The organism is Microbacterium sp. 2FI, from assembly GCF_005502885.1.
In the GTDB taxonomy this organism is placed as follows: domain Bacteria; phylum Actinomycetota; class Actinomycetes; order Actinomycetales; family Microbacteriaceae; genus Microbacterium.
Genome location: NZ_SCMR01000038.1, coordinates 1 through 10445 on the forward strand (window position 1 = coordinate 1; position 10445 = coordinate 10445).

General features: G+C 70.1%; 8 protein-coding genes. 7 read left to right on the forward strand and 1 reads right to left on the reverse strand.

What is annotated here, in order from left to right:
- The 3 genes from FFS15_RS18400 to ligA all read left to right on the forward strand — a co-directional run.
- The coding region (locus FFS15_RS18400) for an aminotransferase class V-fold PLP-dependent enzyme (protein ID WP_137846511.1) at window positions 1-938 on the forward strand (938 nt) is incomplete at its 5' end.
- A gap of 9 nt (window positions 939-947) precedes the next feature.
- A complete protein-coding gene (mnmA, locus tag FFS15_RS18405) occupies window positions 948-2045 on the forward strand; it encodes a tRNA 2-thiouridine(34) synthase MnmA (protein WP_137846512.1) in 1098 nt (365 codons plus the stop codon).
- A 29-nt stretch (window positions 2046-2074) separates the two neighbouring features.
- Window positions 2075-4372 carry an NAD-dependent DNA ligase LigA gene (ligA, locus tag FFS15_RS18410; protein ID WP_137846513.1) on the forward strand — a complete coding sequence of 766 codons (2298 nt, stop codon included), beginning with the start codon at window positions 2075-2077 and terminating at the stop codon, window positions 4370-4372.
- 4 nt (window positions 4373-4376) lie between these two features.
- On the opposite strand, the gene FFS15_RS18415 is transcribed toward ligA, so the two are convergent.
- Entirely contained in the window at window positions 4377-6080 is a 1704-nt protein-coding gene (locus FFS15_RS18415; protein ID WP_249354235.1) for a long-chain-fatty-acid--CoA ligase, read from the reverse strand.
- A gap of 69 nt (window positions 6081-6149) precedes the next feature.
- Between FFS15_RS18415 and gatC the strand changes: the two genes are divergently transcribed.
- From gatC to dinB, 4 genes are all read left to right on the forward strand, one after another.
- Window positions 6150-6449 carry an Asp-tRNA(Asn)/Glu-tRNA(Gln) amidotransferase subunit GatC gene (gene gatC, locus FFS15_RS18420; RefSeq protein ID WP_137846515.1) on the forward strand — a complete coding sequence of 100 codons (300 nt, stop codon included), beginning with the start codon at window positions 6150-6152 and terminating at the stop codon, window positions 6447-6449.
- Window positions 6450-6457: 8 nt separating this feature from the next.
- A complete protein-coding gene (gene gatA / locus FFS15_RS18425; RefSeq protein ID WP_137846516.1) occupies window positions 6458-7969 on the forward strand; it encodes an Asp-tRNA(Asn)/Glu-tRNA(Gln) amidotransferase subunit GatA in 1512 nt (503 codons plus the stop codon).
- The gene (gene gatB, locus FFS15_RS18430; RefSeq protein ID WP_137846517.1) at window positions 7969-9483 is read left to right on the forward strand and encodes an Asp-tRNA(Asn)/Glu-tRNA(Gln) amidotransferase subunit GatB; all 1515 of its coding nucleotides are present in this window, start codon (window positions 7969-7971) and stop codon (window positions 9481-9483) included. The genes gatA and gatB overlap by 1 nt, the downstream gene beginning before the upstream one ends.
- Window positions 9484-9551: 68 nt before the next feature.
- A partial coding sequence (gene dinB, locus FFS15_RS18435; RefSeq protein ID WP_137846518.1) for a DNA polymerase IV occupies window positions 9552-10445 on the forward strand: 894 nt, incomplete at its 3' end.

The following is a 10445-nucleotide window of genomic DNA, read 5'->3' on the forward strand; positions in this document are numbered from 1 at the left end:
GGGCGGGCGGGACCTTCGACATCGTGCTCCCCGACGGCGAGCATCACGCCACGCTCGACACCGTCGAATGGCTGCGGCGCGAGGGCGGCGCCGTGGTGCGGCCCGTCGGAATCGACGCTCTCGGTCGCATCCCCGTCGATACCTTCACTTCCGCGCTTCCGGGTGCCGCGCTCGTGACGGCGCTCGCGGCGAACAACGAGTCCGGGACGATCAACGACGTCGCGGAGCTCTCGAGCGCTGCGGCGGCTGCAGGAGTGCCGCTGCATGTCGACGCCGTCGCCGCGTTCGGGCATGTGCCGGTCTCGTTCCGGTCGTGGCGCGCGGGAGCGACAGGTCGCGCCGGTCTGAGCGCCATGAGCGTATCCGCGCACAAGATCGGCGGGCCGGTCGGCGTCGGCGCGCTCGTCGTGGCCCGGTCAGCAGAGCCGACGCCCCTGGTCCACGGCGGCGGTCAGCAGCGCGGACTCCGCGCGGGCACCCAGGACGTCGCGGGCGCCGCGGCGTTCGCCGTCGCAGCCGAACTCGCCGAGGCCGAGCGTGCCGCCGAGGCGGTGCGGGTGCGTGCGCTCCGCGACCGACTCGTCACCGGCATCCTCGCCGGTGTGCCGGACGCCGTGCTCCTGGGCGATCCGGTCGATCGCCTTCCCGGGAACGCCCATCTGCTCTTTCCGGGGGCTGCTGGGGAGACGCTGCTGTTCCTGCTCGATCAGGCCGGCGTCGCCGTCTCGACGGGGTCTGCGTGCCAGGCGGGCATCCCCGAGCCTTCGCACGTCGTGCGCGCGATGGGACGGACGGATGCCGAGGCGCGTCAGGTGCTGCGGCTCACGCTCGGCCGCACCACGACCGCGTCAGACGTCGAGACAGCCGTCGCGGCGCTTCCGCCGGCGGTCGAACGTGCGCGAGCGGCATCCGGGTCGCGTCCAGGGGCGGGCTCGTAGACTGGACCCATGCGGATCCTTGCGGCCATGAGCGGTGGAGTGGATTCCGCCGTCGCGGCCGCACGGGCCGTCGAGGCGGGCCACGACGTCGTCGGCGTGCACCTCGCGCTCTCTCGCGCCGGGGGAACCCTCCGCACCGGCAGCCGCGGCTGCTGCACGATCGAGGACGCGATGGATGCGCGTCGCGCGGCGGACCGCCTCGGCATCCCGTTCTACGTGTGGGACTTCTCCGAGCGCTTCCGTGACGACGTCATCGACGATTTCGTCGCCGAGTACCGCGCCGGCCGCACACCCAACCCGTGCATGCGCTGCAACGAGAAGATCAAGTTCGCGGCCCTGCTCGAGCGAGCGATCGAGCTGGGCTTCGACGCCGTGTGCACCGGCCACTACGCGACGCTCGTCGACGCCGGCGACGGGCTGGAGCTGCACCGGGCATCGGATGCCGCCAAGGATCAGTCCTATGTCCTCGGCGTGCTGACGGCCGAGCAGCTCGCCCACACCTACTTCCCGCTCGGGTCGACGCCATCCAAGGCGCTCGTACGCGCAGAGGCCGCCGAGCGCGGTCTCACGGTGGCCCAGAAGCCCGACAGCCACGACATCTGCTTCATCCCCGACGGTGACACGCGCGGCTGGCTCGCCGAGCGGGTCGGCGCCGAGCAGGGGCAGATCCTCGACCGCAGCGGTGCGGTCGTCGGCACGCACGAGGGCGCGCACGCGTTCACGGTCGGCCAGCGCCGCGGTCTGTCGCTCGGTGTACCGGCAGCCGACGGCAAGCCCCGGTTCGTCCTCGAGGTGCGCCCGGTCTCCAACACGGTGGTCGTCGGCCCGAAGGAGGCGCTCGCGACCGCCGAGATCGCCGGGGAGCGTCACTCCTGGGCGGGGCGACCGCAGGCCGAGGGTCGTTTCGACTGCCATGTCCAGATCCGCGCGCACGCCGATCCCGTTCCTGCCGCCGCGACGCTCGCCCACGGCGTGATCACCGTCGTGCCCGAGACGCAGTTCGACGGCGTCGCACCCGGCCAGACGGCGGTGCTCTACGACGGCACACGGGTCATCGGCCAATTCACGATCGACCGCACCGTCTCGGCCGTCCCGGTCACCGCGTGAAGGTCGGAACCCGCTCCTAGACTTGGCGGGTGACTGAGCTTCCCGGCGACATCCCCGTCGACTTCGAGCAGGCGCGCGACGAGGCCGCCGCACTCCGTGAACGGATCGAGCGGTATCGCCTCACGTACTACTCCGAAGGCGCGAGCCTCGTGAGCGACGCCGAGTACGACGTCGAGATCCACCGGCTCGAGGCCCTCGAGCACGCGTTCCCCGAACTGCTCACGCAAGACAGCCCGACCCAGCAGGTCGGTGCCGGGATCGTCTCGGCCGGCTTCCCCTCGCACGAGCACGCCGAGCGGATGCTGAGTCTGGACAACGTGTTCACGATCGACGAGTTCCGCGAGTGGGCCGACAAGACGCGCGCGGCCGCGGGCGGCGCCGTGCGGTGGCTGAGCGAGCTGAAGATCGACGGCCTCGCGATCAGCCTCGCCTATCGCGACGGCGTGCTCGAGACCGCGACCACGCGCGGCGACGGTCGTGTCGGCGAGGACATCACCGAGAACGTGGCGTGGATTCCCGCCATTCCGCGGCGGCTGGCCGGCACCGGCTTCCCGCCCTTCTTCGAAGTCCGCGGCGAGGTGTTCCTTCGCGGCGAGGACTTCGAGGCGCTCAACGAGCGCCAGCACGCGCTGCAGGCGGCCTTCGTCGCCGAACAGATCGCCCGGGGGCGCGAAGCCGAAACGGTGCCCACCCGCTTCCCCGAGTTCGCGAACGCTCGCAACACCGCGGCGGGAAGCCTCCGTCAGCGCGCCGAGAACAAGTCGCCCGATCAGCTCGAGCTGATGCGCGACCGACTCGGCCGACTCGAGCTGTACCTGCACGGAATCGGAGCATGGGACACCCCGCCGGTGCGCGATCAGTCGGAGATCTACGACCTTCTCGCCGGATGGGGTCTGCCGGTCTCGCCGCACTCGCGCGTGTTCGACACGGTCGACGAGGTCATCGCCTATATCGCCGAGCGGGGCGAGCACCGCCACGCCGTCGAGCACGAGATCGACGGCATCGTGGTCAAGGTGGACGAGCTCGCCCTGCACGCCGAACTCGGCGCCACCAGTCGCGCGCCACGGTGGGCGATCGCCTACAAGTACCCGCCGGAAGAGGTCTACACGCGCCTTCTCGACATCGTCGTGGGGGTGGGCCGGACCGGGCGCGCCACCCCGTACGCCGTGATGGAGCCCGTCAAGGTTGCGGGGAGCACCGTTCGTCAGGCGACCCTGCACAATCAGCAGGTCGTCAAGGCCAAGGGGGTTCTGCTCGGCGACACCGTCGTCCTGCGCAAGGCCGGCGACGTCATTCCCGAGATCCTCGGCGCGGTCCTCGAGCGCCGCGACGGATCCGAGCGCGAGTGGCGCATGCCCGAGCGCTGCCCCGAGTGCGGCAGCGAGCTGCGCGCGATGAAGGAGGGCGACATCGACCTGCGGTGCCCGAACGCCCGGACATGTCCCGCGCAGGTGCGCGGTCGCGTCGAGCACATCGGCTCGCGGGGCGGGCTCGACATCGAGGCGCTCGGCGAAGTGACGGCGGCTGCGCTCACCCAGCCTGTCGTCCCGGCGACGCCGCCGCTGGTCACCGAGGCGCGCCTGTTCGAGCTGACCGTGGACGAGCTCGTGCCGATCGAAGTCGTCGTCCGGGATGCCGAGACGGGACTGCCGAAGGAAGACGACGACGGTGTCGTGAAGACGCGTGCGCCGTTCCGGCGCAACCCCACGGCCGCCGAGAAGAAGGCCGGGCTCTCCGGCGCGCAGCCGTCCGCGACCGCCCTCAAGCTCATCTCAGAGCTGGAGCGCGCCCGCGAGCGCGAACTGTGGCGACTGCTCGTGTCGTTGAACGTCCGTCACGTCGGTCCGGTGGCCGCGCGCGCACTGGCGGAGTGGTTCGGGTCGCTCGAGCACATCATGGCCGCCGATCGTGAGTCACTCGCGCAGGTCGAGGGTGTCGGGGCGATCATCGCCGACTCGCTGATCGAATGGTTCCAGGTCGACTGGCACCAGGAGATCGTCGACCGCTGGGCGGCGGCCGGAGTGCGGTGGGAGATCCCCGACCACCCCGGTCCCGGCGCCGCGGTTGCGAGCGGGGGAGTCCTCGAGGGGCTCACCGTGGTGGCGACGGGCAGTCTCGAGGGCTACTCCCGCGACGGTGCGCAGGAGGCGATCATCCGCGCGGGCGGCAAGGCGGCATCGAGCGTGTCGAAGAGGACGGACTTCGTCGCCGCAGGCCCCGGTGCCGGGTCCAAGCTGACGAAGGCCGAGGAGCTCGGCATCCGCATCCTGAACGCCGCGCAGTTCCACGTGCTCGTGACCGAAGGACCGGCTGCGCTGGAGGGCTGACGCCCTACGACCCCGTCGTGAGGGCGAGGAGCCGGTCGCGGACCTGTCGGCGCAGCACCTTGCCGATGAGCGACTTCGGAAGCTCGTCGACGACGAAGATGCGACGCGGCACCTTGTAGGGAGTGAGGACGCCGCGCACGAACTCGCGCACGGCCTCGACGTCGATGTCTTCGCCCTGCGCCACGACGACGGCGGCGGCGACCTCTTCGCCGGAGTGCTCGCTCGGCAGGCCCACGACGGCCGCATCGTCGATCTGCGGATGCTGACGCAGAGCGTTCTCGACTTCGGTCGGGGCGACATTGAAGCCGCCCGTGATGATGAGCTCCTTGATGCGGTCCACGATCCGCACGAATCCGGCATCGTCGATCATGACGATGTCGCCCGTGCGGAACCAGCCGTCGGTGAAGACGGCTTCCGTCTCTTCCGGTTTGCCGTAGTAGCCGCCGAAGACCTGGGGTCCGCGGACGACGAGTTCGCCGCGTTCGCCCGCCGGCATGTCCTGCGTCGGGTCGTCGGGGTTCACCACGCGGCATTCGGTGCCGGGGAGCGGCAGACCGACGGTGCCGGGCACCCGGTTGTCGGCGACGGGGTTCGCCATGAGCACGGGCGAGCATTCACTGAGGCCGTAGCCTTCGACGAGGAAACCGCCCGATGCCGCTTCGAACGGCACGACCAGCTCGTGGGGGAGTGCCATCGCTCCCGAGATCGCGACCTGGGTGCCGGCGAGCGACACGCCCTTCTCGCGCGCGGCCTTGAGGAGCCGATCCGCGATGGGCGGCACCAGCGGCAGGAATGTCGCGGGATGCTTCTTCGTGACCTCCAGCACCATGTCGGGATCGAAGCGCGGGAACAGCACCAACCGCGCCCCCATCGACATCGCGAAGGTGAGGCAGAGCGTCAGTCCGTACGCATGGAACATCGGCAGCACCGCGTAGACGACGCAGCCGTCGCCGCGCACGATCGAGGGCACCCAGGCCTGGGCCTGTGCGGCGTTGGAGAGCAGGTTGCGGTGGGTGAGGGAGGCGCCCTTGGGCGTGCCCGTGGTGCCGCTGGTGTACTGGATGAGCGCGAGGTCGTCGGTGGACGGCTTCGGATGCGTCGCCGGCAGCGGCTCCGATCCGACGACGTCCTCCCATGAGATCGCACCGCTCACGCGCTCGGTGAGGGCCGTGCGCGCCTCGCGCGCCTTCGCGATCGGCAGGCGCAGCGCCAGGCGGGTCGTGAAGGGCATCGCGCGGGTGATGTCGACCGAGATCAGCGAGGTCACCGCCAGATCCGCGGGGAACTCCTGCACGGTCGCCGCGACCTTCGACCACACGATCGCGTGCTTGGCGCCGTGGTCCTCGAACTGCTTGCGCAGTTCACGAGGTGTGTACAGCGGATTGTGCTCGATGACGACGGCGCCCAGGCGCAGGATCGCATAGAAGGCGACGATGTGCTGGGGGCAGTTGGGGAGCACGATGGCGACAGGATCGCCGGCGCGCACGCCCTGGTCGCGAAGGCCGGCGGCCGCTCGATCGATCTGCTCCTGCATCGACCGGTACGAGGTCTCGCGCCCGAAGAACTGGAGGGCGACAGCATCCGGATAATCGCGCGCCGATGCCTCGACGATGTCGACGAGCGATCCGCTCACGGGTTCGAGATCGTCCGGAACTCCGTCGGCATAGCTGGCGATCCAGGGGCGAGGCGGGTCATACGTCGTCGTCACGGCACACAGCCTACGCCCGGGGAATCCCGCCGCAACGGGCGTCGCCGCCGCCGCGACTAGACTGTTGCGGTGTCTGAAATCACCCCCGATCTCGTGCGCCATCTCGGTGTGCTCGCCCGGATCCAACTGAGCGACGAGGAGGTCGAGCGCCTCACCGGGCAGCTCGACGTGATCGTCGACAACATCGCCAAGGTCTCCGAAGTCGCCACCCCCGACGTCGCCGCGACGAGTCACCCCATCGCCCTGGAGAACATCTTCCGCGACGATGTCGTGGACGGACAGCTGACTCGCGACCAGGTGCTTCAGAACGCACCGGACGCCGCCGACGGTCGTTTCCGCGTCACCGCCATCCTCGGCGAAGAGCAGTAGGGATCCTCGTGACCGATCTGACGAAGCTGAGCGCCGCCGCGCTCGCCGACAAGCTCGCCGCTCGCGAGGTCTCCAGCGTCGAGGCCACGCAAGCCCACCTCGACCGCATCGCGGCCGTCGACGGCGACATCCACGCCTTCCTCCACGTGAGCGACCACGCGCTCGACGTCGCCGCCGACATCGATCGCCGCCGCGCCGCCGGCGAGCAGCTCGGCCCTGTCGCGGGCGTGCCGCTGGCGATCAAGGACGTCCTCGTCACGACAGACATGCCGTCGACCAGCGGGTCTCGGATCCTCGAGGGCTACATGTCGCCCTACGACGCGACCGTCGTCGCGCGCTCGCGCGCCGCGGGTCTCGTTCCGCTCGGCAAGACCAACATGGACGAGTTCGCGATGGGCTCGTCGACCGAGCACTCGGCCTACGGACCGACGCGCAACCCGTGGGATCTCGACCGCATCCCCGGCGGATCGGGCGGTGGCTCAGCCGCCGCGGTCGCCTCGTTCGAGGCGCCGCTCGCGCTCGGCTCGGACACCGGCGGCTCGATCCGCCAGCCCGCACACGTCACCGGAACCGTCGGCCTCAAGCCCACCTACGGCGGGGTGAGCCGCTACGGCGCGATCGCCCTCGCATCGAGCCTCGACCAGGTGGGCCCCGTCACGCGCACGGTGCTCGACGCGGGCCTTTTGCACGACGTCATCGGGGGCCACGACCCGTACGACTCGACGTCGCTGACCGACGCCTGGCCGTCGTTCGCGGATGCCGCCCGTGAGGGTGCTCGCGGCGAGGTTCTCAAGGGGCTCAAGGTCGGCATCATCAAGGAACTGCCCGATGCTGGCTTCCAGCCCGGTGTCTCGGCATCCTTCCGCGAGGCTCTCGCGGCGATGGAGGCGCAGGGCGCCGAGATCGTCGAGATCAGCGCTCCGCACTTCGAGTACGGCGTCGCCGCGTACTATCTGATCCTCCCCGCCGAGGCCTCCAGCAACCTGGCGAAGTTCGACTCGGTGCGCTTCGGGATGCGCAAGGACGTCCCCGGCGGGACCGTCGAGGACGTCATGGCCGCCACGCGCGACGCGGGTTTCGGCGACGAGGTCAAGCGCCGCATCATCCTCGGCACGTACGCGCTGTCTGCGGGCTATTACGACGCCTACTACGGCTCGGCGCAGAAGGTGCGGACCCTCATCCAGCAGGACTTCGACAGCGCCTTCGCCTCGGTCGATGTGATCGCGACGCCCTCGGCGCCGACGACCGCGTTCCGGCTCGGCGAGAAGATCGACGACCCGATGCAGATGTATCTCAACGACGTCACGACGATTCCGGCGAACCTTGCCGGCGTTCCGGGGATCTCGATCCCGTCGGGGCTCGCTGCCGAGGACGGGCTGCCGGTCGGCATCCAATTCCTCGCGCCCGCTCGCGAGGACGCTCGGCTGTATCGCGTCGGCGCCGCGCTCGAGGCACTGCTCGTCGACGCGTGGGGCGGCGCTCTGCTCGACCGCGCACCCGTTCGGGGAGGGGCACTCTGATGGCCAAGGACAAGCTGATGGACTTCGACAAGGCCCTCGAACTTTACGAGCCGGTGCTCGGGTTCGAGGTGCACGTCGAACTCAACACGAAGACGAAGATGTTCTCGGGGGCTTCGAACCCCGCGCACTCCGACAACCATGGTGCCGAGCCCAACACGCTCGTCGCCCCGGTCGACATGGGTCTGCCCGGATCACTCCCGACGGTAAACGCCGAGGCGGTGAAGTTCTCGATCAGCCTCGGGCTCGCGCTCGGCTGTTCGATCGCCCCCTCGAGCCGGTTCGCGCGGAAGAACTACTTCTACCCCGACCTCGGCAAGAACTACCAGATCTCGCAGTACGACGAGCCGATCGCCTTCGAGGGCTCCGTCGACGTCGAGCTCTCCGACGGCACGATCGTCACGGTGCCGATCGAACGCGCGCATATGGAAGAGGATGCCGGCAAGCTGACGCACGTCGGCGGTTCGACCGGCCGCATCCAGGGTGCCGAATACTCGCTTGTCGACTACAACCGTGCAGGCGTCCCGCTCGTCGAGATCGTCACGAAGCCGATCTTCGGCGCCGAGCACCGCGCGCCCGAGATCGCCAAGGCCTACGTGCAGACGATCCGCGACATCGTGCTGTCGCTCGGCATCTCCGAGGCGCGTATGGAGCGGGGCAACCTGCGCTGCGACGCGAACGTGTCGCTGCGTCCGCGCGGCCAGGAGAAGCTCGGCACGCGCACCGAGACGAAGAACGTCAACTCGATGCGTTCGGTGGAGCGCGCCGTACGCTACGAGATCCAGCGCCAGGCCGCGATCCTCGCCGCCGGCGGAACGATCATCCAGGAGACGCGTCACTGGCACGAGGACACCGGCACGACCTCGCCCGGTCGTCCGAAGTCCGACGCCGACGACTACCGCTACTTCCCCGAGCCCGACCTGCTGCCGGTCGCGCCGTCGATCGAGCTGATCGAAGGGCTGCGCGCCGCCCTGCCCGAGCCGCCGGCGGATCGCCGCCGCCGGCTCAAGGCCGACTGGGGTTTCGCCGACATCGAGTTCCAGGGAGTCGTCAACAGCGGCCTGCTCGCCGAGGTCGAGGCGACCGTCGCCGCCGGCGCCTCTCCGGCGGCAGCGCGAAAGTGGTGGACGGGCGAGATCGCCCGCATCGCGAACGCCGAGGGGCGCGAGGCGTCCGATCTCGCCACCCCCGCAGATGTCGCAGCCCTGCAGGTCCTCGTCGACTCCGGGGCGCTCAACGACAAGCTCGCGCGGCAGGTGCTCGAAGGAGTCATCGCCGGTGAGGGCACGCCGCAGGAAGTCGTCGATGCACGTGGCCTCGCCGTCGTCTCCGATGACGGTGCGCTGATCGCGGCGATCGACGAGGCGCTCGCGTCCCAGCCCGACGTGCTCGCGAAAATCCGCGACGGCAAGGTGCAGGCCGCCGGTGCGGTGATCGGCGCTGTCATGAAGGCGATGAAGGGCCAGGCGGATGCCGCGCGCGTGCGCGAGCTGGTGCTGGAGCGCGCCGCGCAGTAGCCCGCTCGCTGTGGCTGCGGGCCGGCTCGCCGCTGCGCGATGTCCGAGCCTCCTGCGAGGATGAGTACATGGGACGCGGCGACGGTACGGGCCGGATCGTCTCGCCCGACGGTGCCGACGACACGGGCGCCGACATCCTGCACGTCGACATGGACGCGTTCTATGCGTCCGTCGAGATCCTCGACGATCCGTCGCTGCGTGGGAAGCCGATCATCATCGGCGCACCCGAAAGCCGCTCCGTGGTCTCGAGCGCTTCCTACGAAGCCCGGCGGTTCGGTGTGCGCTCGGCCATGCCCGTCGGACAGGCGCTGCGGCTGTGTCCCACCGCGATCGTGGTCGAGCCGCACTTCGACCGGTATCTCGCGATGTCTGCCCAGGTCATGGCTATCTTCCGCGATGTCACACCCCTCGTCGAGCCGCTGTCGATCGACGAGGCCTTCCTCGACGTGCGGGGCGTGCGCCGCCTGTGGGGGAGTCCCGGAGAGATCGCACGGGCGCTGCGCCGGCGGGTGCTCGACGAGACCGGGCTCCCGTGCAGCATCGGGGTCGCTGCGACGAAGCATGTCGCGAAGATGGCGTCGACGATCAGCAAGCCGGACGGCCTGCTGATCGTCGCCGAGGCCGATACGGCCGCTTTCCTCGGCCCACGCTCCGTGCGGGCGCTCTGGGGGGTCGGGCCGAAGGCTTCCGAGGCGCTCGAGGGCCGCGGCATCCACACGGTCGCCGACGTTCTCGAGAGTCCGCGAACGGTGCTCGACCGAGCCCTCGGGCCGGCGATGGGCGACCGCGTCTGGCATCTCGCCCGCGGAATCGACCCGCGCGTCGTCGACACGCACCGCGTCGAGAAGAGCGTCGGCCACGAGGAGACGTTCCACCACGACATCACCGACACCCGCATCCTGCGGTCCGAGCTGCGTCGCCTCGCCGATCGGGTGGGTGCACGCCTGCGGGCGGGCGGGTGG